Annotated in this window: 20 protein-coding genes and 1 tRNA gene; 6 read left to right on the forward strand and 15 right to left on the reverse strand. The window is 71.7% G+C overall.

What is annotated here, in order from left to right:
• Nucleotides 1-15: 15 nt before the first annotated feature.
• The 6 genes from ACWDLG_RS10205 to ACWDLG_RS10230 are packed head-to-tail and all read left to right on the forward strand — an operon-like array spanning nt 16 to nt 6,660.
• Complete coding sequence (locus ACWDLG_RS10205) at nt 16-1,425, forward strand: Wzz/FepE/Etk N-terminal domain-containing protein (protein ID WP_449918076.1); 1,410 nt, start codon at nt 16-18, stop codon at nt 1,423-1,425.
• Nucleotides 1,422-2,717: a hypothetical protein gene (locus ACWDLG_RS10210; RefSeq protein WP_449918079.1), complete on the forward strand. Its 1,296-nt coding sequence runs from the start codon at nt 1,422-1,424 to the stop codon at nt 2,715-2,717. Before ACWDLG_RS10205 ends, ACWDLG_RS10210 begins: the two co-directional genes overlap by 4 nt.
• Nucleotides 2,710-3,615: a hypothetical protein gene (locus tag ACWDLG_RS10215; RefSeq protein WP_449918082.1), complete on the forward strand. Its 906-nt coding sequence runs from the start codon at nt 2,710-2,712 to the stop codon at nt 3,613-3,615. Before ACWDLG_RS10210 ends, ACWDLG_RS10215 begins: the two co-directional genes overlap by 8 nt.
• Nucleotides 3,612-4,466, forward strand: coding sequence for a sulfotransferase domain-containing protein (locus ACWDLG_RS10220; RefSeq protein ID WP_449918085.1), 855 nt, complete (start codon nt 3,612-3,614; stop codon nt 4,464-4,466). The genes ACWDLG_RS10215 and ACWDLG_RS10220 overlap by 4 nt, the downstream gene beginning before the upstream one ends.
• The gene (locus tag ACWDLG_RS10225) at nt 4,454-5,776 is read left to right on the forward strand and encodes a lipopolysaccharide biosynthesis protein (protein ID WP_449918087.1); all 1,323 of its coding nucleotides are present in this window, start codon (nt 4,454-4,456) and stop codon (nt 5,774-5,776) included. The genes ACWDLG_RS10220 and ACWDLG_RS10225 overlap by 13 nt, the downstream gene beginning before the upstream one ends.
• Nucleotides 5,761-6,660, forward strand: a complete 900-nt coding sequence (locus ACWDLG_RS10230; RefSeq protein WP_449918090.1) for a sulfotransferase — start codon at nt 5,761-5,763, stop codon at nt 6,658-6,660. The genes ACWDLG_RS10225 and ACWDLG_RS10230 overlap by 16 nt, the downstream gene beginning before the upstream one ends.
• A gap of 257 nt (nt 6,661-6,917) precedes the next feature.
• On the opposite strand, the gene ACWDLG_RS10235 is transcribed toward ACWDLG_RS10230, so the two are convergent.
• The 15 genes from ACWDLG_RS10235 to ACWDLG_RS10305 form a co-directional block, all read right to left on the reverse strand.
• A complete protein-coding gene (locus ACWDLG_RS10235) occupies nt 6,918-7,721 on the reverse strand; it encodes a WecB/TagA/CpsF family glycosyltransferase (protein WP_449918092.1) in 804 nt (267 codons plus the stop codon).
• Nucleotides 7,722-8,497: 776 nt separating this feature from the next.
• Complete coding sequence (locus tag ACWDLG_RS10240; RefSeq protein ID WP_449918095.1) at nt 8,498-9,418, reverse strand: glycosyltransferase family 2 protein; 921 nt, start codon at nt 9,416-9,418, stop codon at nt 8,498-8,500.
• Entirely contained in the window at nt 9,415-10,308 is an 894-nt protein-coding gene (locus ACWDLG_RS10245; protein ID WP_449918098.1) for a sulfotransferase family protein, read from the reverse strand. The genes ACWDLG_RS10240 and ACWDLG_RS10245 overlap by 4 nt, the downstream gene beginning before the upstream one ends.
• A 312-nt stretch (nt 10,309-10,620) precedes the next feature.
• The gene (cysN, locus tag ACWDLG_RS10250; RefSeq protein ID WP_354905502.1) at nt 10,621-11,877 is read right to left on the reverse strand and encodes a sulfate adenylyltransferase subunit CysN; all 1,257 of its coding nucleotides are present in this window, start codon (nt 11,875-11,877) and stop codon (nt 10,621-10,623) included.
• 49 nt (nt 11,878-11,926) lie between these two features.
• Complete coding sequence (gene cysD / locus ACWDLG_RS10255; protein WP_354905501.1) at nt 11,927-12,841, reverse strand: sulfate adenylyltransferase subunit CysD; 915 nt, start codon at nt 12,839-12,841, stop codon at nt 11,927-11,929.
• 17 nt (nt 12,842-12,858) lie between these two features.
• Complete coding sequence (locus tag ACWDLG_RS10260) at nt 12,859-13,623, reverse strand: 3'(2'),5'-bisphosphate nucleotidase CysQ (RefSeq protein ID WP_449918100.1); 765 nt, start codon at nt 13,621-13,623, stop codon at nt 12,859-12,861.
• Nucleotides 13,623-15,062 carry a sugar transferase gene (locus ACWDLG_RS10265; RefSeq protein ID WP_354905498.1) on the reverse strand — a complete coding sequence of 480 codons (1,440 nt, stop codon included), beginning with the start codon at nt 15,060-15,062 and terminating at the stop codon, nt 13,623-13,625. Before ACWDLG_RS10265 ends, ACWDLG_RS10260 begins: the two co-directional genes overlap by 1 nt.
• A 72-nt stretch (nt 15,063-15,134) precedes the next feature.
• On the reverse strand, nt 15,135-15,719 hold the full coding sequence (gene pth / locus ACWDLG_RS10270; protein WP_354905495.1) for an aminoacyl-tRNA hydrolase: 585 nt from the start codon (nt 15,717-15,719) through the stop codon (nt 15,135-15,137).
• A gap of 70 nt (nt 15,720-15,789) precedes the next feature.
• Nucleotides 15,790-16,407, reverse strand: a complete 618-nt coding sequence (locus ACWDLG_RS10275; protein ID WP_449918102.1) for a 50S ribosomal protein L25/general stress protein Ctc — start codon at nt 16,405-16,407, stop codon at nt 15,790-15,792.
• Nucleotides 16,408-16,605: 198 nt separating this feature from the next.
• Entirely contained in the window at nt 16,606-17,124 is a 519-nt protein-coding gene (locus ACWDLG_RS10280; protein WP_449918104.1) for a hypothetical protein, read from the reverse strand.
• 219 nt (nt 17,125-17,343) lie between these two features.
• Nucleotides 17,344-18,432, reverse strand: coding sequence for a CU044_5270 family protein (locus tag ACWDLG_RS10285; RefSeq protein WP_449918106.1), 1,089 nt, complete (start codon nt 18,430-18,432; stop codon nt 17,344-17,346).
• A complete protein-coding gene (locus ACWDLG_RS10290; protein ID WP_449918109.1) occupies nt 18,432-19,022 on the reverse strand; it encodes an RNA polymerase sigma factor in 591 nt (196 codons plus the stop codon). Before ACWDLG_RS10290 ends, ACWDLG_RS10285 begins: the two co-directional genes overlap by 1 nt.
• 178 nt (nt 19,023-19,200) lie before the next feature.
• Nucleotides 19,201-20,178 carry a ribose-phosphate diphosphokinase gene (locus tag ACWDLG_RS10295; RefSeq protein WP_354905483.1) on the reverse strand — a complete coding sequence of 326 codons (978 nt, stop codon included), beginning with the start codon at nt 20,176-20,178 and terminating at the stop codon, nt 19,201-19,203.
• Entirely contained in the window at nt 20,175-21,623 is a 1,449-nt protein-coding gene (gene glmU, locus ACWDLG_RS10300) for a bifunctional UDP-N-acetylglucosamine diphosphorylase/glucosamine-1-phosphate N-acetyltransferase GlmU (RefSeq protein WP_354905480.1), read from the reverse strand. The genes ACWDLG_RS10295 and glmU overlap by 4 nt, the downstream gene beginning before the upstream one ends.
• Nucleotides 21,624-21,762: 139 nt before the next feature.
• Nucleotides 21,763-21,834 (reverse strand) — tRNA-Gln (locus ACWDLG_RS10305).
• Between the last annotated feature and the right edge of the window lie 186 nt (nt 21,835-22,020).

Raw genomic sequence — 22,020 nt, forward strand, 5'->3', positions numbered from 1 at the left:
ACAGGGAGATGCCTGATGTCCTCCGGCGTGGACCTGGCCGAGCACCTCTCACTGCTGCGCAGGCGCAGAAACCTCTTCCTCGCCTGCCTTCTCGCCGGCCTGCTCGGCGGTCTCGCGCTGCTCTGCCTCATCCCGCCCGCCTACACCGCCACCACGCAGGTCCTCGTCGCCTCCACCGGCGTGCAGGAGCAGCCCAACCAGGTGACGGGCAGGCAGCGCGAGGCGCTCAACCTCGACACCGAGGCGCAGGTCGCCCAGTCGGCGGTCGTGGCGGCCAAGGCCGCGGTGGTGCTGAAGGCCACCCCTTCGCCGGCCGAGGTGACGGTGCCGCCCAACTCCGCGGTGCTGTCCATCGCCGTCACGGCCGACACCCCCGCCATCGCCGCCGCCCAGTCGCGCGCCTACGCCCAGGCATACCTCCAGCACCGCACCGAGACCGCGCAGGCCGCCCTCAGCGCCCAGCTCAAGGCGCTGACCACCAAGCTGAAGCAGGTCAACACCGGCCTGAGCAAGGTCGTCGCCGAGCTGGCCCTGCTGCGCAGGGGGTCCGCCGAGCACACCGTCGCCACCCAGCGGCAGAACCTGCTCACCCGGCAGGTCTACAGCCTCACGATGAAGTACGACTCGCTGAAGACCGTCGCGGTCACCCCCGGCTACGTCATCAGCCAGGCCGCCGAACCGGCCGCGCCCAGCTCCCCCAGCGTCCCGCTCTACCTCGGCAGCGGCGTGATGCTCGGGCTGCTGTGCGGCGCGGCCGCCGCCTACGCCTGCGACCGGCTCGACACCCGAGTGCGTACGGCAGGCGACGTCGAACGGCTGACCGGGCTGCCGCTGCTGGCCGACCTGTCCGGCCCCGCCGACCCCCGGACGCTGCACGAGCTGGCCACCGCCGTGGTGGCCTCGTGCCGGGGGCCGCGCCTGCTGCTGTGGCAGGTTCCGCCGGCGATCGGCTCGGCCCCGCTGGCCCAGCGGTTGTCGATGGCCGCGCGGGTCACCGTGCTGACCGGGGCCGACGTCGCGGACGTGGCCAGGGCCGACGGCGCGCTGCTGGTCATCGGGCTGGGCGCGGTACGGGCCGGCGACGTGACGCTCGCCGTACGGCGGCTGGAGCGGCACCGGGTGCCGGTCATCGGCGCGGTCACGGTCACGGCGCCCGGCCCCTCGCCGGCCGCGCCCGTCGCGGGCAAGGCGGTGCCGGGCAAGGCGGCGCTGGACAAGGCGGCGCCGGGCAGAGCGGTGCCGGGCAAGGCGGTGCCGGCGAAGGCGGCCACGAGCATCCCCACCCCCATCGTCCCCGCCCCCGCGCGCCGGGCGGCCAGGGTCAGCCCCGTCACCGGCGACATCCTGGCGATGGGCGCAACGGGCCCGCGGCAGCGCACCGAGGGGCCGGAGACGTCACCGATGCCCCAGGTGTCCGACACGTGACGGTGCGGGACACCCGCCCGAACAGCCGGGCAGCATGGCCGATCGGAGCCCTGCTGGTCGGCTATCCCGTATGGTGGGCCCTCGGCTTCGGCGGCCTGGCCGTGATCGTCCTGGCCGTCCCCATGGCGTGCGTCCTGTGGCGCAGGCGGCCGATCAGGCTGCCGCGCGGGCTGGGGCTGTGGGCGCTCATGCTGGCCGGCTACCTGCTCAGCGCCCTCATGCTGGGCGAGATGCCGCAGGACACCTACGGCGACTTCGGCGCGGGCCGCGTCATCGGCTACCTCATGCGCCTGGCGCTCTACGTCTCCCTCCTGATCATGGTGCTCTACCTCGGCAACCTCACCGAACGGGAGCTCCCGCAGCTGCGCCTGGTCAGGATGCTCGGCGTGCTGTTCGTCACCACGGTGGCCGGCGGCCTGCTCGGCGTGTTCTGGCCCACCTTCGCCTTCACCTCGCCGCTCGAACGCGTGCTGCCCGCCTGGATCGCCGGCAACCCGTTCGTCGAGAACCTGATCCACCCGACGGCGGCCCAGATCCAGAAGGTGCTCGGCCACGCCTCGCCGCGGCCCGAGGCGCCCTTCGAGTGGGCCAACGCGTGGGGCAGCAACCTGTCGGTGCTGCTCATCTGGTTCGTGGTCGGCTGGTGGGTCCACGGCGGGCCGCGCCGCAAGGCCGCGGCCGTCGCGCTCGTCGCGGCGGCCACCGTACCGGTCGTCTACTCGCTCAACAGGGGCCTGTGGATCGGCCTCGGCCTGATCGTCGTCTACCTCGTCGTCAGGGTCGGCGGGCGCACCCGCCTGACACTGTGCGCGGCGGGGGCCCTCGGCGCGGTCGTGTTCGCCGCCAGCCCCCTCACCGACCTGGTGATCCAGCGCCTGGACAACCCGCACAGCAACGACATCAGAGCCTTCACCGTGGCCGCCACCGTCAAGGCCGCCGCCGGCTCGCCGTTCATCGGCTACGGCAACACCCGCAACGCCATGGGCAACCACCGCACGATCACCACGGGCAGGACCGACTGGTGCAGGGAGTGCGGCCACCCACCGCTGGGCAGCGACGGCCAGCTGTGGCACCTGATCATCACGCAGGGCTTCGTGGGCGCCGCGCTCTACGTCGCCTTCTTCCTCGGCGCGATCCGCCGCCACTGGCCCGACCGCAGCCCCATCGGCCTGGCGGGCGTGCTGGTGATGATCCTCGTGCTGCTCTACATGTTCGTCTACGACGGCCTGGTCACGCCGCTCAGCCTCTACCTCGTCTCGTTCGCCCTCCTGTGGAGGAACACCCATGCGTGACGCCCGCGTCAGGCTGCGCTACCTCGGTCAGACCATCCGCCTGCTCTATCCGGGGCAGGGCCGGCCGCAGGCCTACAGCGTGCTCCCGCACGCCGTGCTCCCCCGGCGGCTGCGACCGCGCCGCTGGTGGCACGCGCCCCTCGCGCCGAAGCTCATGCTGCCTCTCGAGGGCTCGATCGAGAGCCATCTGAGCGAGGTGTTCGGCGCGCCCGTCCGCGTGGTCCTGCACGTACGGCCCGCGCGCAGGCCCAACCGCAAGCCCGTCCTCGAACTCCACTCGCAGGGCACGCTCATGGCCTACGCCAAGATCGGCGACACGCCACGGACCCGCGAGCTCATCACCAACGAAGCCGCCACGCTGCGAAAGCTCGCCGACCTGCCGCTGAAGACCGTCGTGCCGCCGGTCGTGCTCTACCACGGCGCCTGGAACGAGCTGGCCGTCCTCGCCCTGTCCGCCCTGCCCGTACGGCGGGCCCGCGTCTCCCCCGCGCTGCTCACCGCGGCCGTCAAGGAGATCGCGGCCACCGGCGGCCCCGCGGGCCCGGCCTGGCACGGCGACCTGTCGCCGTGGAACATCGCGCCGACCGGCGACGGCCGCCTCCACGTGTGGGACTGGGAGCGCTACGAGGTCGGCGTGCCGCCCGGCTTCGACGCGCTCCACCACCTGTTCCAGCGGGCACTGCGCCGCATGCCGCCCGACCAGGCCGCCCGAGCCTGCCTGGCCCGGTCGGCGCGGGCGCTCGCGCCGCTCGGGCTCTCGTCCGCGCAGGCCCGGCTGACCGCGATCCGCTACCTCATCGCGCTCGCCGACCGGCACGCCGCCGACGGCCACGAGCCGCTGGGCCCGCCGTCCTGTTGGCTCAACCCGCTCGTCGATCACCAGGAGCTCCTCATATGAACGCCATGAAGCACTCGGTCATGTCGGTCTCGCGCACCACCGGGCGGCTCACCTCCGGCGGCCGGGTGCTGCCGTCCTTCCTGATCGTGGGAGCCCAGCGGTGCGGCACCACCTCGCTCTACCGCGCGCTCGCCCAGCACCCGCTCCTGCTCAAGCCCGTGCTGCACAAGGGCATCCACTACTTCGACATCGACTACGCCAAGGGCCCGTCGTGGTACCAGGGGCACTTCCCGCTCAAGGTGGGCGCGGCGCTGCTCAAGAAGCGGTACGGCAGGCAGCCGCTGGCCTTCGAGTCGGCCCCCTACTACATGTTCCATCCCCTGGCCGGCGAGCGGATCGTCAGGGACCTGCCGGGCGTGAAGCTGATCGTGCTGGTGCGCGACCCCGTCGAGCGGGCCTTCTCCGCGCACTCCCACGAGCTGGCGCGCGGGTTCGAGCTCGAGTCCCACTTCGAGTACGCGGTGGAGCTGGAGCTCAGGCGCCTGGCAGGGGCGGAGGACCAGCTGCGCTCCCAGCCTTACTCGGTCCACCACTCGCACCGTCACCACGCCTACCTGGCGCGCGGCCGCTACGCCGAGCAGCTCAACCGGCTGGAGCCGCTGTTCGGGCGGGAGCGGATCCTCGTCATCGACAGCCACCGGTTCTTCGCCGAGCCGGAGGTGGTCCACGACGAGGTGCTGGACTTCCTGGGCGTCCCCCCGATGGGCGACCCGGTCTTCGAGCGGCACAACGGCAGGTCCAGGCCCAAACCGCTGCCCGAGCCGGTACGGCAGGCGCTGATGGAGCACTTCGAGGTGTACGACCTGGACCTCGTCCCGTGGCTGGGCGGTGATCCCTCGTGGCGCAGGTGACGACGGATCCCGCCGGCCGGGAAGGGCGGGGAGCGGTGGGGCGGGTGGCCCGCGGGGGCATCGCGGGCATCACCGGCGCGGGAGCCGGCGCGCTCGCCCAGTTCCTGCTGGCCGTGGTGGTGACCAGGGCCTTCACCGTCGAGCAGGCGGGCACCTTCTTCACCGCCGTCGCGCTGGCCCTGATGGTCGCCGGCATCGCCAAGCTCGACGCGGGCAACGGCCTGGTCTACTTCATCGCCCGCGCCAGGACCTACGACTACCGCGGCATCTCCGGATACGTCCGGGCGGCCGTGGCTCCCGGCGCGGCGCTCTCCCTCGCGGCGGGCGCGCTCCTCCACCCGCAGCTCGGCCCCCTCGCCCTGGCGCTCCCCTGCATCGTCGTCGCCGACGTGCTCCTGGCCGCCACCCGAGGGTTCGGCGCGATGCGCCCGACCGTGCTGCTCGACGGGATCGTGCTTCCCGTCGCGCAACTGGCCCTGGTGGCGGCCGTGGCCTACGCCGTGCCGGCCGGCCTCCTGCCCGGCGTCCCCGTCCCCGGAGTGCTCGCCGGAGCGTGGGGCGTGCCGTACCTGATGGTCGTGGTCCTGGCGGCGGTGAGCCTGCGCGCGCGGCTGCCGCGCACGCCGTACCTGCCCGGCACCGCGCGCGACCTGTGGCGCCACACCGCGCCGCGGTCGGCCGCGGGCGCGATCCAGGCGGTGTTCCAGCGGCTCGACATCGTGGTCGTCGCCCTGCTGGCGGGCCCCGCCCAGGTCGCCTGCTACACCGCGGCGACCAGGTTCAGGGTGGTCGGGCAGCTCGCGAACCAGGGCCTGGCCCAGGCCGCCCAGCCCCGCCTGGTGCGCGCCCTGGCCGAGGACGACCTGGCGCGGGCGCGCGAGCTCTACCAGGTGACCACCATGTGGCTGGTGCTCCTGACCTGGCCGGTGTGGCTCGGCTACGCCGTCCTGGCGCCCTGGCTGCTGCGCGTCTTCGGCACCGGGTACGGCCACGCGGTGCCCATCGCGCTGGTCCTGGCGGGCACGATGATGGTGGCGACGGCGTGCGGCATGGTCGACGTCGTGCTCACCTCGGCCGGCCACACCACCACCAGCCTCGCCAACCTGCTCGCCGCCGTCGGGTTCACCGTCCTGCTCGACGTCGCGCTCATCCCCGCGCACGGCGCGCTGGGCGCGGCGCTCGGCTGGTCGGGCGGGGCGCTGCTGAAGAACCTGCTGCCGCTCTGGCAGATCCACCAGCGCTACGGCCTGCGTCCCTTCGGCCGCCACAGCATGACCGCGCTCAGGTTCCGCTCATGGGCGGCCGCGTGAACCCCGTCCTCGTGACGGGCCTGCCCCGCAGCGGCACCAGCTGGGTCGGCAAGATGCTGGCCGCCTCGGGCGAGCTGGTCTACGTCAACGAGCCGCTCAACCCGCAACACCCGCCCGGCCGCTGCCCCGGCGTGCTGCGCGCCGGCGTCACCCACCGCTTCCAGTACATCTGCGACGACAACTCCGCCGACTGGCTGCCCGCCTTCCGCGACACCGTCGCCCTCCGCTACGGCTGGCTGGCCGAACTGCGTGCCAACCGCTCGCCGTACGACCTGGCCCGGCTCGTCCGGTACGGCACCGCCTTCGCCTGGGGACGCCGCACCGGACGGCGGGCGCTCCTGGACGACCCCTTCGCCGTGCTGTCGGCGAGCTGGTTCGCGCGCACGCTCGGCTGCACGGTCATCGCGCTGGTCCGCGACCCGGTCTCGCTCGCCGGCTCGTGGACGCGGCTCGGCTGGACCGTCTACTTCCACGAACTGCTCGAGCAGCCGCTGCTCGTCCGCGACCATCCCGAGGTGGAGGAGCTACGGGCGCTGGTCGGCTCCCAGGACCGCATCGCCAAGATCTGCGCGCTGTGGCGGGTGGCCCGCGCGGTCCTCGCCCGCGCGGAGGGCGTCACCGTCGTCGCCTACGAGGATCTCGCCGGCGCGCCCCTGCCGGGATTCCGCAGGCTCTACGAGGTGGCGGGCCTGCGCTGGTCCCCCGCCGCCGAGCGCCGCATCACGCGCGCCTGCACGACCCCGGGTACGGCGGAGCGCGGCTTCGCCTGGTCCGGCCTGTCACGCACCGCCTACCGCCCGATGGACTCCAGCAGCGCGCTCCACTCCTACCGGGACCGCCTGACCGACGCCGAGATCGCCACGATACGCACCCTCACCAGCTGACCACCCCGAGCCCACCAGCACGGACGCCCGGCCTCCGGCCCGAGCCCACCAGCACGGACGCCCGGCCTCCGGCCCGAGCCCACCAGCACGGACGCCCGGCCATCGGCCCGAGCCCACCAGAACCCGTGCCCTCGCCACCCCAGGGCCCGAAGCCACCGGAACCCCGCGCCCTCACCAGCTGGCCCGAGCGCGAGACCACCGGAATCGCCGCCCTCAGCCGCGTGATCGCCCCCGAGATCGTCAGAACCGGTGAGCCCTCATCGCCGGGCCGACGTCCACCGGTCCCGTAAGGACCTGGACATCAGCCGCAGCGCGAACGGCAGGTCGTCGACCAGGTAGCGTCTGGCCAGCCGGTCGGGCTCGGCCGCCAGCCGGAACAGCCACTCGGTCCCCGTGCGCCGCATCCACGCCGGCGCCCTGGCCACCGACCCGGCCGCGAACGCGATCGCCGAACCGCACCCCACGAACCACGCCTGCGGCAGGTCGGCACGCAACTCGGCGATCAGCCGGTCCTGCTTGGGGAACCCGAGCCCCACGAACACGATGCCCGGCCCGGCGGCGACCAACCTGGCCCTGACCTCGGCCAGCACCTCGGCACTCCTGTCGAACCCGTACGGCGGAGCGTCCACCCCGCACACCGCCAGCCCAGCGCACCGCGCCGTCAGCTCCCGCGCCGCTGCGGCCGCCACGCCGGGCGGACCGCCGAGCAGGTAGACCGGATGACCGGCCGCGGCGGCCATGGCGCTGAGCGACCAGATCAGGTCGGCGCCCGTCACCCGCTCGGGGATGGCCGTGCCGAGCAGCCTGGACGCCCACACCAGCGGCATCCCGTCGGCCACCACCAGGTCGGCGGCGGCGACCAGGCGTCTGAGCGCGGGCTCGCGCGAGACGGCGCGGCAGATGTCGATGTTGGGCGTGACGATGTGGCCGCCCGTGCCGCGCCGGAGCGCCGCGGCCACCCAGTCGACCACCTGGCGCTCGGTGAGCGGGTCCACCTCGACCCCCGCCACCTCCACCCGCGCGGGCCGGCCACCCGTCCGGCCGGCATCGGGCTCGCGCACCCACGCCACGCCGGAAGCGGAGGCCCCCTGAGCTGCCCCTGTCACCACACCGGAAGCGAAAGCGCCCTGAGCTGCCACGCCGGAACCGGCGGCGCCCCGAGCTGCCCCGGCCACGCCGGAACCGGCGGCGCCTTGGGGTGCCCGTGCCGCGCCCGGAGAGAGCAACACCCCAGGGGCCGACGGCACCACAGGAGCGGGAACCATCTGAGAGACCGGAAGCGCCCCAGAAGCCGGAAGCGCCCAACAACCCGGGAGCGTCCCGGACGCCGGGACCACACCACGCGCCGCGGAGCCTCTGGGAACGGGAAGCACCACAGAAGCCTTGGACCCCCCTGAATCCGGAAGCACTCCAGGAGCCGGAAGCGTCGCGGAAGCCGGGAGCACTCCAGGAGCCGGAAGCGTCCCGGAAGCCGGAAGGGCCCAACAGCCTGGAAGCACCCCGCGCGCCGGGACCACGCCACGAGCCGCGGAGCCCCCGGGAGCGCGAAGCGCCCCGGAAGCCCTGGACCCCTCTGAAGCCGGAACCGCCCCAGGAGCGAGCACCACGCGCGAAGCCGATGGCGTCCCGGAGACCGGGAGCGCCTCAGGCGGGCGACACGCCTCAGAAGCCGCGAACACCCCGCAAGCCGGGAACACCTCGGGAGCGGGAAGCCCCAGGCAGCGGCTGGGAGTCCCGGGCGAGGAGAGCGGTTCTCCGGTCAGGTCCCGGGCGGTGGGCCGGGAGGGCTGGTCCGCGGCGGGGCTCCTGTCGGGGGTGGGGTGCGGTGCCGGACCGCTCAAATCCCGTGACCCCTGTCGTGCAGCAGGGCCAGCACCGCGGGAGCGGACACCAGCCCCGCCGCCACCGCCAGCGCGATCGGGGCGCGTGGTTCGCCCAGGTGGGCGGCGAACGTGCGCAGCGCCCACCGGCCCGCCTCCCTGCGCCGCCCCAGCGCCGCGTGGTGGAAGGCGAGTTGGCCGTAGATCCGCGCCGCGCCGCGCGGATCCACGGCCAGTTCGGGGTGCCGGGCGAGCATCCACTCCAGCCCGGCGATGCGGTCGGCCCATCTGGTGACGTACTGCGACGCCCCCCAGCGGACCCTGACCAGCGGACGGTCGACGTGCGCGATCGGCTGCCGCTTGGCGGCGCGCAACGCGAGGTCCCAGTCCTCGTTCTGACCCGCGGGCGCGCTCTCGTCGACCCAGTAGGCACCGCGTCGGAACAGGAACGTCGAGGAATGCACCATCACCATGCGCGAGCGCACCAGGTCGGCCTTGGTGACCTGGTCGGTTCCGGCGAGCCTGGGGACGCGGCGGGAGCCGTACTCGACCTCGATGGAGCAGCTGACGAAGTCGGCGCCGTCGGAGAGGGCGTGGCGCTGGGCGGCGAGCTTGCCGGGCAGCCAGACGTCGTCGTCGTCGCAGAAGGCGACCAGTTCGGTGTCGGAGGCGGCGATGCCGGTGTTGCGGGCGCCGGGCAGGCCGGGGCTGAACCGGTTGGGCAGCACCCGCACCCGGTGGCGCCCGTCGGCGTGGGACCTGGGCGCGACGGCGTCGGCCACCTGCTCGGCGACCGCGGGCGGGTCTCCGCCGTCGGCCACGATGACCAGCTCGACGCGGCCTGGATAGTCCTGGGCGAGCACCGCGCGTGTCGCTGCCCGCAGCTGCGCCGGCCGCTTGCCCGCGGTGGGGATCACCACGCCGACCGAAGGAGTCATGCCGCCGCTCCGCGATAGCCGTACCTGGTCATGAGAGGGGCTGTCAGGCCCGAGACGACGGCGCGCTGCACGGGAGGCAGCCCGCCGCGCCACGCGTCGTCGTGGAAGAGCCGCACCTGGCCGACGGCGAACCGCATGGGGTTGCCCGAGGCGGTGTGGGCGGGGCCGAGGCTCGCGGTGGCTCCGTCGAGGAAGCCGAGGCGGGTCTCGAGGCCCAGTTCGGTGGCGAGCGCGGTGAGGGTGCTGTGGGGGTCGGCGAGCAGGTCCTCGTAGCGGACCCTGGTCACCCTGGCGCCCCGTCGGGACAGCAGGTCGAGCGCGAGGTTCTGGGCGCTCCAGTGGAGGGAGGTGCGCATCGCGCCCCACCTGGTCATCGGGCGGCCGTCTTCGGGGCGGGCGACCGTCCTGCGCCAGGAGTGGGCCACGGCGCGGGGGTCGCGTACGACGTGGACCACGCGGGGGGCCACGCCACCCGCCGACAGGCAGAACGCCAGCGAGGCGTGCTTGCTGGAGTCGACGACGACCGTGCCGCCCGTGACCTCCAGGGCGGCGGAGTAGACGCGGTCGTAGGCGGCGACGTACTCGGCCAGGTCGGGGTGACCGACGGCGGGGATGCGCCTGGTGCGGTCGACCCGGTGGCGCAGGGCCAGGACCCGTTCGGCCAGTTCCCGGGGCCAGCCGCCGAAGGCGCGCTCGCCCACCTGCCGCCAGAAGGGGCAGCGCCCGAACGGCTCGCCGCAGCCGCACGGCTCGTCGGCCAGCACTCCGCGCGCCCAGAGGTGGACGACCTCGCCGAGCGGCACGACGCCGGGCAGCTCGCCGAGGAGGCGTTCGAGCAGCGTGGTACCACTGCGGCCGAGGCCGCCGAGAAAGATCACCCGGCTGGTCATGGGCTCGCCTCCGGCGGTGCGGCGGATACGGACCGTGGAGACATTAGCGCGGAGAGTAATCACGGTGTCACGGAAACGTAAAAGGATCTACCTAAGCGGCGGCCCCACCGACCCGATCATGAGCCGCCGGCCGTACTGCCCGCGCGGCCAGGCACGCAGGACCCGGCAGGCGATGACCACGCAGGGCCCGTCCCGCCCGAGCACGCGGAGAAACGCCCGGAAAAGCGCCCGGAAAAGGGGAAGCACCCGGAAAAGGGGAAGCGCCCGGAAAAGCGACAGGGCCCGCGGTCGAACCGCGGGCCCTGTCGAACGTCACGCTCGGGCGTCGACGATCATCCCGGCGCCGACCGTCGTGTTGGTGCCCTCGTCGACGAGGATGAACCCGCCCGTCAGCCGGTTGCGGGCGTAGTCGTCGACGAACAGCGGCTGGGTGACCCGCAGCGACACCCTGCCGATCTCATTCAGGCCCAGCGAGGTCGCCGTCTCGTCGCGGTGCAGCGTGTTGACGTCGAGCCGGTAGTGCAGGTCACGCACGAGGGCGCGGGCCGTCCGCGTGGTGTGCTTGATGGTCAGCTTGGAGCGCGGCGCGAGCTTGGCCGCGTCGGACATCCAGCAGACCATCGCCTCCAGCTCCTGGGCGACGTGCGGCCGGTTGTTGGGCCGGCAGATCATGTCGCCGCGGGAGATGTCGATGTCGTCCTCCAGCCGGAGGGTGACCGACATGGGCGGGAACGCCTCCTCGACGGGCCCGTCGAAGGTGTCGATCGCGGCGATCCGCGAGGTCAGGCCCGAGGGCAGGTGGAGCACCTCGTCGCCCGGCTTGAGGATGCCGCCCGCGACCTGCCCCGCGTAGCCGCGGTAGTCGTGGAACTCCGTCTTGTGCGGGCGGATGACGTACTGCACGGGGAAGCGCACGTCGACCAAGTTGCGGTCGGAGGCGATGTGCACGTTCTCCAGGTGGTGTAGCAGCGAGGAGCCCTGGTACCAGGGCATGTTCTCCGACCTGGACACCACGTTGTCGCCGTTGAGCGCGGAGATCGGGATGAAGGTCAGGTCGGCCACGTTGAGCTTGGAGGAGAAGGCGGTGAACTCCTCGCGGATCTCCTCGAACCGGTCCTCGGAGTAGTCGACCAGGTCCATCTTGTTGACCGCGAGCACCAGGTGCGGCACCCGCAGCAGCGAGGTCAGGAACGCGTGGCGGCGCGACTGCTCCAGCACGCCCTTGCGCGCGTCGATCAGGATGATCGCCAGGTCGGCCGTGGAGGCGCCGGTCACCATGTTGCGGGTGTACTGGATGTGGCCAGGGGTGTCGGCGATGATGAACTTCCGCCGCGGCGTCGCGAAGTAGCGGTAGGCCACGTCGATCGTGATGCCCTGCTCCCGCTCGGCACGCAGGCCGTCGGTGAGCAGCGACAGGTCGGTGTACTCGGTGCCGCGGTCGCGCGAGGTGCGCTCGACGGCCTCGAGCTGGTCCTCGAAGATGGCCTTGGAGTCGAAGAGCAGGCGCCCGATGAGGGTGGACTTGCCGTCGTCGACGCTTCCCGCCGTGGCAAAGCGAAGGATGTCCATTAAAGCTGCTCTCCCATGGTGGTACGGCTGGCGAGGGGAAGGTCGCGCATCAGAAGTAGCCCTCCCGCTTGCGGTCTTCCATCGCGGCCTCGGAGGCCCGGTCGTCGGCCCTGGTGGCGCCGCGCTCGGTGATCCTGGTCGCCGCGATCTCCTCGATGATCTCCTCGACCGTGGCGGCCGTGGACTGCACGGCGCCCGTGCAGGTCATGTCGCCGACCGTGCGGTAGCGGACGACGGCCTCGAACAGCGGCTCGTCCTCGCCCCTGTTGACCACGGAGGCGTCGGGCAGCAGCATGCCGTCGCGCTCGAACACCTTGCGGGTGTGCGCGAAGTAGATCGAGGGGATCTCGATGCCCTCGCGGCGGATGTAGTCCCAGATGTCGAGCTCGGTCCAGTTGGACAGCGGGAAGACCCGGATGTGCTCGCCCTTGCGGATGCGCGCGTTGTAGAGGTTCCACAGCTCGGGGCGCTGGTTCTTCGGGTCCCACTGGCCGAACTCGTCGCGGAAGGAGAAGACCCGCTCCTTGGCGCGCGCCTTCTCCTCGTCGCGGCGGGCGCCGCCGAAGACGGCGTCGAACTCGTGGTCCTCGATGGCGTCGAGCAGCGTCGTGGTCTGCAGGCGGTTGCGCGAGGCGCGCCGTCCGGTCTCCTCGGTGACGCGCCCGGCGTCGATGGAGTCCTGGACGCTGGCCACCACCAGGCGCGCGCCGAGCTCCTCCGCCCGCCGGTCACGGAACTCGATGACCTCGGAGAAGTTGTGTCCGGTGTCGACGTGCATCAGCGGGAACGGGATCGGCGCGGGCCAGAACGCCTTCTCCGCGATGCGCAGCATGACGATGGAGTCCTTGCCGCCGGAGAACAGCAGACACGGCCGCTCGAACTCCGCGGCGACCTCGCGCATGATGTGGATGGCCTCGGCCTCTAGGACGTCGAGCTGCGACGTCGTGTAGTCGCGCTGAAGCATGGGGGCTTCCTCCGGCATTAGCGGTGCAGGTCGCGGATCCCGGCGAGCAACGTTGGCGCCAGCTCCGGTAGGGAAACAAGGATATCCGGAAGAGTGGGGTCCTCCTGGTTATAGGCCAGCTCAGCGCCGTCGATGCGGCTCGCGTGCGCTCCGGTGGCCTGCGCGACCGCCACGGGGGCCGCGGAATCCCACTCGTACTGGCCGCCCGCGTGGACGTACGCCTCGACCTCGCCGGTCAGCACCGCGGAGATCTTCGCTCCGGCCGAGCCGATCGGCACGAGGTCGGCGCCCGCGAGGTAGGCGAGTCTCTGGACGAACTCGGGCGGTCTGGTGCGGCTGACCGCGATGCGGAACCTGCCGCCCTGGTAGGCGGGCAGCTTGGGCGGCTCACCGGTCGACAGCGTGCGGCCCTGGGCGGGCAGCGCCACCGCTCCGGCGACCAGCGCCCCGCGCTCCCAGAGCGCGACGTGTACCGCCCAGTCGGCGCGGCCCTCCTCGGCGAACTCCCTGGTGCCGTCGAGCGGGTCGACGATCCACACCCGGTCGGCCGCGCGTCTGGCGGGGTCTTCGCGCTCCTCGCGGGTGGCCTCCTCCGACAGCACGCCGTCGCTGGGCCGTAGCCGCGCCAGCGCCTCGGTGAGGAAGACGTGGGACATCCGGTCACCCTCGGCGCGCAGCGTGGGCGGGTGCCCGAAACCCTCGCGGGAGCGCAGCGCGAGCAGCCGCTCGCCCGCCTCCGTCGCCAGGTCGGAGGCCAGGGAATGGTCGTCGCGAATCGTCATCAATAAGCTCCTTGCCCGCGGGCGACGGCCGACCAAGTCTTCCACAGGATCTGCAGATCCAGCATGAGTGACCAGTTCTCGACGTAACGCAGGTCGAGGCGGACGGATTCCTCCCATGACAGATCCGACCTGCCGGAAACCTGCCACAGCCCCGTCAGCCCCGGGCGCACCAGCAGTCGCCGGCGGACGTCGTCGCCGTACCTGGCGACCTCCTCCGGCAGCGGAGGGCGCGGGCCGACGAGTGACATGTGCCCCAGCAACACGTTGACCAGTTGCGGGAGCTCGTCCAGGGAATGGCGGCGCATCAGCGCGCCGATGCCGGTGACGCGTGGATCGTTCCTGACCTTGAACAGCACGCCGTCAGCGTCGCTGACCAGCAGCACCTTCAGCCGTTCGGCGTCCTGCCGCATGGTGCGGAACTTCACGATCGTGAACAGCCTGCCGTCCTTGCCCACGCGGGTCTGCCTGAACAGCGCGGGGCCCGGGCTGTCCAGCCGTACGGCGACCGCCACGGCCAGCAGCAGCGGCGTGGCCAGCACCAGCAGCACTCCGGCCACCAGCCGGTCGAACACGTTCTTCACCAGCTGCCGCATCCCGGCCAGCTCGGGGTGCTCCACGTGGAGCAGGGGCAGCCCCGCGGCGGGCCTGATCGTCGTGCGTGGGCCGGCCACCTCCATCAGCGCCGGGGCGACGACCAGCTCGGTGTGCGTGCGCTCGAGCCGCCAGGCCAGGCGCCGCAGCGCCACGCCGTCCATCTCCTGGCAGGCCAGCACCGCCACGGTGTCGGCGCCGTACTGGCCGACCACCAGCGGGACGTCGCCGAACCCGCCCGCCACCGGCACGCCGCCGACCTCCTTGTCCGGAGAGTCCTCGGGCAGGCAGGCGGCGACGATCTCCATGCCGTGGTAGCGCTCCTTGCGGAACCTGCTGACCAGCTCGGCGATGCCCGCGGCGTGGCCGACGGCCACCACCCTGCGCATGCACCTCCCGGCCGCCCTGCGCCTGTGCAGGGCACGGCGCAGGCCGTACCGGAAGACGACGGTCAGCAGGGTCGTCAGCGGCAGCGCCAGCACGACGTAGCCGCGCGCCACCTCCGTCTTGGTGGCATAGGCGCAGATCGCCATCGCGGCGGTCAGCGCCACCCCGCACCGCACGATCCGGCGGAACTCCTCCGAGCCGATACCGACCAGGCGCGGCTCGTAGGCCCTGTTGAGCGCCACCGCGCACACCCACACGGGCGGCAGCGCGAGGCTGAGCACGATGTACGGCGCGGCGTGGGGCGTGATCTCGCCGAACCGGGCGGCGAAGGCGAGCATCGCCCCCGCCGCCGCGCACGACAGATCTGTCCACAACGCCTGCACGCGGTAGGAACGCACCCATCCAGGCATGCGAGGGCTGGCCCGCCAGACGAGCGGCGGCTCGACCTTCGCGACCGTCATCTACCCCCCCACGACCTGTATCAACGGACAGTCATGGAATGGTAGCGCCCGGTAGTACCCGATGGCGGGATTTCAGCGTGGCGGGCCGGAGATCTTCAGGTCGAGACTGTGGAAGGCGTTCTGCGTGGTCTCCAGCCCCTTCTCCACCAGCGACTCGACCACGTCGGCCGCCCTGTCGACGAGGAAGGCCAGGTCCTTGCGCTCGACGGTGCCGAAGTCCCTGAGCACGAAGGTGGCCGCGTCCATCTGGCCGGGCGGGCGGCCGATGCCGAACCGTACCCGCAGGTAGTCGCGGGTACCCAGGACCTTGGTGATCGACTTCAGCCCGTTGTGGCCGTTGTCGCCGCCGCCGAACTTGGCGCGCAGCGCGCCGTACGGGATGTCCAGCTCGTCGTGCACCACGATCACCCGCTCCGGGGGGATCTTGTAGAAGTCGGCGAGATGCTTGGTGGGGCCCCCTGACAGGTTCATGTACGTCTGCGGCTTGGCCAGCACCGCGCCCCTGGTCTCCAGCACGTGCGCGCGGCTCTTGTGCGCCTTGAACGTGCCGCCCGCCCGCGCGGCCAGCTCGTCGAGCACCATGAAGCCCGCGTTGTGCCTGTTGCGTTCGTACTGGGACCCGGGGTTGCCCAGGCCGACGATCAGCCAGCGATCCATCGCTCCTCCATGCAGAAAACGGGGCGAGCTGGGCGCGTGCCCGGCTCGCCCCGTTCCGGGCTCTGGCTTCTTACTCGGCGGCCTCGGCGGTCTCGCCCTCGGCGGCGGCCTCGGCGGCCTCACCCTCGGCGGCGGCCTCGGCGGGAGCCTCGGTGGGCTTGGCGATGACCTGGATGATCACGGTCTCCGGGTCGGCGGCCAGCGTGGCGCCCTTCGGCAGCTGCAGGTCGCCGGCGGTGATGGAGGCACCGACCTCGAGACCCTCGACGTCGACCTCGACGCCGGTCGGGATGTGGGTGGCCTCGGCCTCGACCGCGACGCTCACCGACTGCTGGTCGAGCAGGCCCTCGGAGTTGACGTCACCGACGGTGGTGACGGGGATCTCGACCGTGACCTTCTCGCCGCGCTTGACCAGCAGCAGGTCGACGTGCTCGACGAAGCCCTTGATCGGGTCGCGCTGGACGCCCTTGGGCAGCGCGAGCTCGTCGATGCCCTCGCCCTTGAGGTGGATCAGGACGTTGGCGGTGCGCAGGGCCAGCAGGACCTCGTGGCCGGGCAGCGTGAGGTGCTTGGGGTCGATGCCGTGCCCGTACAGAACGGCGGGCACCTTGTCGGCGCGACGGATCTTGCGGGCGGCGCCCTTGCCGAACTCGGTGCGCGACTCGGCGGCGATACGTACTTCGGACACGACATCTCCTAGGGATGCATCGGAAAGATCGGATACTGCGCTCACCCTCACCCGCCCTAGCGGAAGGCGTTACGAACGCAACCTGTGCAGTCTACCCGCTTCCCTCACCCCTCGGCTCGCACGCGGGGCGCGGGGAACCGCCCCGGCCGGCGACCGGCCGGGGCGGAACGTCCGCCGGAATCCCCTGCGGCGCCGGGATCAACGTCCCGTGTTCGGCGCCTTGTAGGTGGCGACAAGCTGAGCCTCGTACCTGCGCGGGTTGACGCGCTCCAGAGTCATGGTCCAGTCGCCGATCGTCACCGGCTCGCCCATCCTGAGGCCCTTCTCCTGACCCTCCACCTCGACCGCGACCCCGTCGGACATGAAGTCGCTGACCCCCAGGGCCGCCCTGCCCAGGTCGGAGACCGAGGTGTCGCTGGTGGCGATCAGGTCGGCGCTGTTGACCGGCGCGCCGGACAGCTTCACCGTGCAGGAGCCGTTGGAGCAGGAGACCGACTTGCTCTGGTTCCTGGACCGGCTCTTCCTGGGCGCGGACTGGGAGGAGGTGGTGGAGGTCGAGTTGGCGTCGGAGTCGGACATGGTCCTGTTGTCCGAGCCGGGCCCAGGCGTCGGCGCCGGCCTGAACTCGGACGCCATGGACGCGCCGCCGAAGACCGCCAGACCGCCTGCTATCGCGGTCGCGGCCACGATGGTCGCGCCGATCACTCGAATGCTCATGATTCATCCCCGATGTGTGCGCAAGAACTCACGAGAGTCCTTGTCGTGGAGCGGTGGGCGCGCTGTACGCATCACCACCGATTGGCTACGGAGAGCAATGATACATGTGCACATAGTGACATTCGAGAGGGCTGGGATATCTGTGAAGAACGTCGTGTCTCGGCGCGGACCGCGCCGCCTCCTCGGCGGCCCCGTGGCCGAGGAGACGGGCGCCGGCTTTCAACAGGGGTACTGGGGCTCGTTGCCCGCGGGGATCTCCGGCGTGGAGTCGACGACCTCGCTCGCCATCAACGCCGTGCTGCCTGTCAGCGTCTCCTTGACGCCGCCGTCGGGCTGCTTCAGCTCCTCGAAGTGCCGCCAGCCGAACAGCTTGAAGGTCTCCTGCTCGAAGACGATCTCCGATCGCTGCCTGCCCTCCAGCCCGGCCCACGAGATCTCGGCCCCGATCCCGTGCCGGCCGGCCGCGTCGGCGAGGTCGGGGGCGATCGTCACGTTCGGCATGGTCTTCAGCGCGCGGAAGACCGTGGCCCTGATCTCGGGGGTGGCGAAGGGATTCTCGACCAGCGACACCAGCTTGTCCACGACGAAGCCCTCGACCAGTATCGGGATCTCCTCGGGAGCCAGCTCCTGGTCGAAGGTCGACGGGTCACGGACCTCCCGCTCCGCCTCCTGGCGTACCTTGGCCAGGAGCGCGCCCGGCTCCGTCGGGAACTCGCCCGCGTCCCGGCGCAGCACGCCACCCGCGATCGCAACGCATTGGTCGCCGCGGTAGTAGTTCACCGTCCCCTCGGCAGCCTGGCCCTCGTACGGCTTGCCGCGGGTCAGGACGTCCTTCCCGAAGGTCGCGCGGGTGATCACCTCACCGTCGGGTGCGGCGGGGACCCAGATCTCCCTGCGAACCTCCTGCGCGCCCTCCCACTCACCCTCCGGGCCGCTGCCGATGTGGTACTGCAGGTCCTTGCGGTCCAGGTAGACGAACTGGTCGGCGCGCGGCCGCGGGTCCTTGAGCGAGGCCGCCGCGGCCTGCTCCAGCAGTTCGGCGGCGTTGGCCGGGCGCAGCGACAGCGGCGAGCCACCGCCGTCGCCGCCCACCACGACCACGCCGGCGCTCACGGCCGACACGAGCGCCGCGACGACGCCCACCCTGAAGGCCAGCCGGCGCAGGCCGCGGCCGCGAGCGGGGACCGGTCCGAGTCCCTCCGGCGCCTGCGCCTGCGCGGCCAGCCGGCTCCAGGCACGCGCCGAGGCCCGCCGGGACGGCCCGGGGAGGCCGTCGTGGTACTCCTTGATCAGGTCGAGCTCGTTCATCACAGGTCCTCCCCGTTCATTCCGATGATCTTGCGTAGCTTCCTGCGCGCCCGGTTGAGCCGGGAGCCCACTGTTCCCTTGGGGATGCGTAAGGCGGCGGCCACCTCGTCGTAGCTGAGGTCGGCGCAGGCGATCAGCAACAGGACGTCCCTGTCACCCGCCGAGAGTTTCGCCAGGCCCGCGGCCAGCGCCGGCTGCATGACCGCGGCGGACACCCGGCCGGCCACCCGGTCGTCGTGGCTCTCCTGGTCGGCGGGCGCGGCGCTCCTGGCCAGCGCCCGGTACCTGCGGGCCTCGGAGCGGGCGTGGTCGGCGACGAGGTTGGAGGCGATGCCGTAGAGCCAGGCGCGCGCGCTGGGCTTGGACAGGTCGTACTGCTTCCTGGCGCGGAAGGCGCGCAGGAACGTCTCGGCGGCGATGTCGTCTGCCGTCGACTCGCCCAGGCGCAGGTGGACGTAGCGGTGGATGGCGTCGAAATGGCGGTCGAAGACGGCGCCGAAGCGTTCGGGCCGCTCCAGCGAATCGCCGATCAGTTCGGCATCGGTACCCAGCAGGAGGATCTCGGGATCTTGTGGTGGGCTGACATGCATGGTGGCCCTTCGACGATGTGTGTCGGACACCAGTGGTACGGCGCTGCCCTGATCCGTCTTCACGGCGGGCCGGTAGCCGTGTGCACGCGGCCCCCGGATCCGCCGCGGGGAAAAGAAAACGGGGGAGCTGGAACAGCTCCCCCGCAGGTCCTGCCTGGGCGCACCGGCCCAGGCGAACTCAGGTGTTGCCCTCGAACATGCTCGTGACCGAGCCGTCGCTGAACACCTCGGTGATCGCCCGCGCGATCAGCGGCGCGATCGACAGCACGGTCAGCTTGTCGAACCGCTTCTCCTCCGTCAGCGGCAAGGTGTTCGTCACGATCACCTCGGAGATGCGGGAGTTCTTCAACCGGTCCACGGCGGGGTCGGAGAACACCGCGTGGGTGGCCGCCACGATGACGTTTGTGGCCCCCTGCTCGTACAGCGCGTCGGCCGCCTTGCAGATCGTGCCCGCCGTGTCGATCATGTCGTCGATCAGCACGCAGGTGCGGCCGCGCACCTTGCCGACCACCTCGTTGACCTTCACCGTGTTGGCCACGTCGAGGTCGCGCCGCTTGTGGATGAACGCCATGGGGGTGCCCAGCGTGTCGGCCCACCGCTCCGACAGCCGTACGCGGCCGGTGTCGGGCGAGACGATCGTGGTGGTGGCCAGGTCGAGCTTGTCCTTGAGGTAGCTCTCCAGCACCGGCATCGCGAACAGGTGGTCGACGGGGCCGTCGAAGAAGCCCTGGATCTGCGAGGTGTGCAGGTCGATCGACATGAGCCGGTCGGCGCCCGCCGTCTTGAAGATGTCGGCCATCAGCCGCGCCGTGATGGGCTCGCGGCCGCGGCCCTTCTTGTCCTGCCTGGCGTAGCCGAAGAACGGCATGACCACGGTGATGCGCTTGGCGGAGGCCCGCTTGAGCGCGTCGACCATGATGAGCTGCTCCATGATCCACTTGTTGATCGGCCCGGTGTGGCTCTGGATCACGAAGGCGTCGCACCCGCGCACCGACTCGAGGTAGCGCGCGTAGATCTCACCGTTGGCGAAGTCGATCAGCTTCGTCGGCGTGAGCGAGACCCCGACATTCCGGGCGACCTCGTCGGCCAGCTCAGGGTAGGCCCGGCCAGAAAAGAGCATCAGCTCTTTCGACCCCGGCTGTTTGATGCTCGTCACGTGCCACTCTCCCGCTGTTTCTCGGCCAGCGCCCTCTCGGCCGCCGCTGCCGACTTCGTGCCCGCGCGCCTGCGCAAGACCCATTTCTCGATGTTGCGCTGCCGCGCTCTCGCCACGCCCATCGCCCCGGGTGGGACCTCCTCGGTGATCACCGAACCGGCGGCGGTGTAGGCGCCGTCGCCGACGGTCACCGGAGCGACCAGCATGGTGTCGCACCCCACGAAGACGCCGTCCCCGATGGTGGTGTGATGCTTGTTGACCCCGTCGTAGTTGACGAAGACGGCGGAGGCGCCGATGTTGACGTCCTCGCCGATCGTCGCGTCGCCGACGTAGGTGAGGTGCGGCACCTTGGAGCGCGCCCCCACCGTGGAGTTCTTCACCTCGACGTAGGTGCCCGCCTTGGCCTTGTGCCCCAGCTCGGCGCCGGGCCTGAGGTAGGCGTACGGCCCGACGGCGGCCTCGGGCCCGATGACCGCGCCGTCGCACACGGCGTAGCGCACCACCGCTCCGGCGCGCACCGTCGTGTCGGTCAGCGTGGAGGCGGGGCCGATCTGCGCGCCGGTCTCGACGACGGTGCTGCCGTGCAGCTGCGTGCCGGGGTGGATGACGACGTCGGCCTCGAGCCTGACCTGCACGTCGACGAAGGTGCTCGCGGGGTCGATCACGGTGACGCCCGCCCGCATGTGCGTCTCGAGGACGCGCTGGTTCAGCACCTTGCGGGCGAAGGCGAGCTGCACCCTGTCGTTGACGCCCTCGACCTCGACGTAGTCGGCGGCGATGTGGGCGCCGACCCGGTGGCCGTCGGCCCTGAGGATGGACAGCACGTCGGTGAGGTACTCCTCGCCCTGCGCGTTGTCGGTCGAGACCCGCTTGACCGCGTCGGCCAGCAGCAGGCCGTCGAAGGCGTAGACGCCGGAGTTCATCTCCCTGATGGCGCGCTGCGCCGAGGTGGCGTCCTTCTCCTCGACGATCTCCAGCACGGCGCCCGAACCGTCGCGGATGATCCGTCCGTAGCCGGTCGGATCGGGCACCTCTGCGGTCAGGACCGTGACCGCGTTGCGCTCGCTCGCGTGGGCCTCGAGCAGGTCGGCGAGGGTCCGGCCGCGCAGCAGCGGGGTGTCGCCGTAGGTGACCAGCACCGTGCCGGCGATCGTGCCGACCTCTTCGAGCACGGTGCGGACGGCGTGGCCGGTGCCCCGCTGCTCGCGCTGCACGACGGCGCGCGCGTCGGGGCTGTTGCGGGCGAGGTGACCGCCGACGCGCTCCCTCGCGTGACCGATGACGACGATGAGCCGCTCGGGGTCGAGCTCTCTGGCGGCGGCGAGCATGTGGTCGACCAGCGGGCGGCCGCACAGCTCATGGAGGACTTTGGGGGTCTGGCTCTTCATCCGGGTGCCCTCGCCTGCGGCGAGGACGATGACGGCGGCCGGGCGCGGCACACTCACGGACTGAGGCTCCCTGTGACGAGGCGGATCAGGGCGCGGTACGGCTACCGCACCGCCACCCTCCCGACACCGTGAGGATACCTTCCCGCCCTCGGTGTCTCTCTAGCCACCCAGCCGGTGGCCGCGAACCGCCTCAGAGCTCCCGGAAGAGGACTCGAACCCCTACAAAGTGGACCAAAACCACTTGTCCTGCCAATTAGACGATCCGGGATAATCCGGACACTGGCGTGTCACGGCTAGACATACGATACCGACCCGCACCTCACCTCCGCGCCCGCATTCCATCTCCCGGACAGGGCAGGCCCTCGGACGCTCGGCCGGGCTTATACCAGCCGGCGACGGCTTTCCACAAGGCACAGAACCCACTCGGCAACTCGCCGATACCTTCACCTTCCCC

This window comes from Nonomuraea sp. NPDC003727 (genome assembly GCF_053586935.1).

Excerpts from the sequence above, each read along its gene's own strand:
- ACWDLG_RS10205 (WP_449918076.1), top strand. The coding sequence starts at position 16 with ATGTCCTCCGGCGTGGACCTGGCCGAGCACCTCTCACTGCTGCGCAGG.
- ACWDLG_RS10215 (WP_449918082.1), top strand. The coding sequence starts at position 2,710 with ATGCGTGACGCCCGCGTCAGGCTGCGCTACCTCGGTCAGACCATCCGC.
- ACWDLG_RS10220 (WP_449918085.1), top strand. The coding sequence starts at position 3,612 with ATGAACGCCATGAAGCACTCGGTCATGTCGGTCTCGCGCACCACCGGG.
- ACWDLG_RS10230 (WP_449918090.1), top strand. The coding sequence starts at position 5,761 with ATGGGCGGCCGCGTGAACCCCGTCCTCGTGACGGGCCTGCCCCGCAGC.
- ACWDLG_RS10240 (WP_449918095.1), bottom strand. The coding sequence starts at position 9,418 with ATGACTCCTTCGGTCGGCGTGGTGATCCCCACCGCGGGCAAGCGGCCG.
- ACWDLG_RS10245 (WP_449918098.1), bottom strand. The coding sequence starts at position 10,308 with ATGACCAGCCGGGTGATCTTTCTCGGCGGCCTCGGCCGCAGTGGTACC.
- cysN (WP_354905502.1), bottom strand. The coding sequence starts at position 11,877 with ATGGACATCCTTCGCTTTGCCACGGCGGGAAGCGTCGACGACGGCAAG.
- cysD (WP_354905501.1), bottom strand. The coding sequence starts at position 12,841 with ATGCTTCAGCGCGACTACACGACGTCGCAGCTCGACGTCCTAGAGGCC.
- ACWDLG_RS10260 (WP_449918100.1), bottom strand. The coding sequence starts at position 13,623 with ATGACGATTCGCGACGACCATTCCCTGGCCTCCGACCTGGCGACGGAG.
- ACWDLG_RS10265 (WP_354905498.1), bottom strand. The coding sequence starts at position 15,062 with ATGACGGTCGCGAAGGTCGAGCCGCCGCTCGTCTGGCGGGCCAGCCCT.
- pth (WP_354905495.1), bottom strand. The coding sequence starts at position 15,719 with ATGGATCGCTGGCTGATCGTCGGCCTGGGCAACCCCGGGTCCCAGTAC.
- ACWDLG_RS10280 (WP_449918104.1), bottom strand. The coding sequence starts at position 17,124 with ATGAGCATTCGAGTGATCGGCGCGACCATCGTGGCCGCGACCGCGATA.
- ACWDLG_RS10285 (WP_449918106.1), bottom strand. The coding sequence starts at position 18,432 with ATGAACGAGCTCGACCTGATCAAGGAGTACCACGACGGCCTCCCCGGG.
- ACWDLG_RS10290 (WP_449918109.1), bottom strand. The coding sequence starts at position 19,022 with ATGCATGTCAGCCCACCACAAGATCCCGAGATCCTCCTGCTGGGTACC.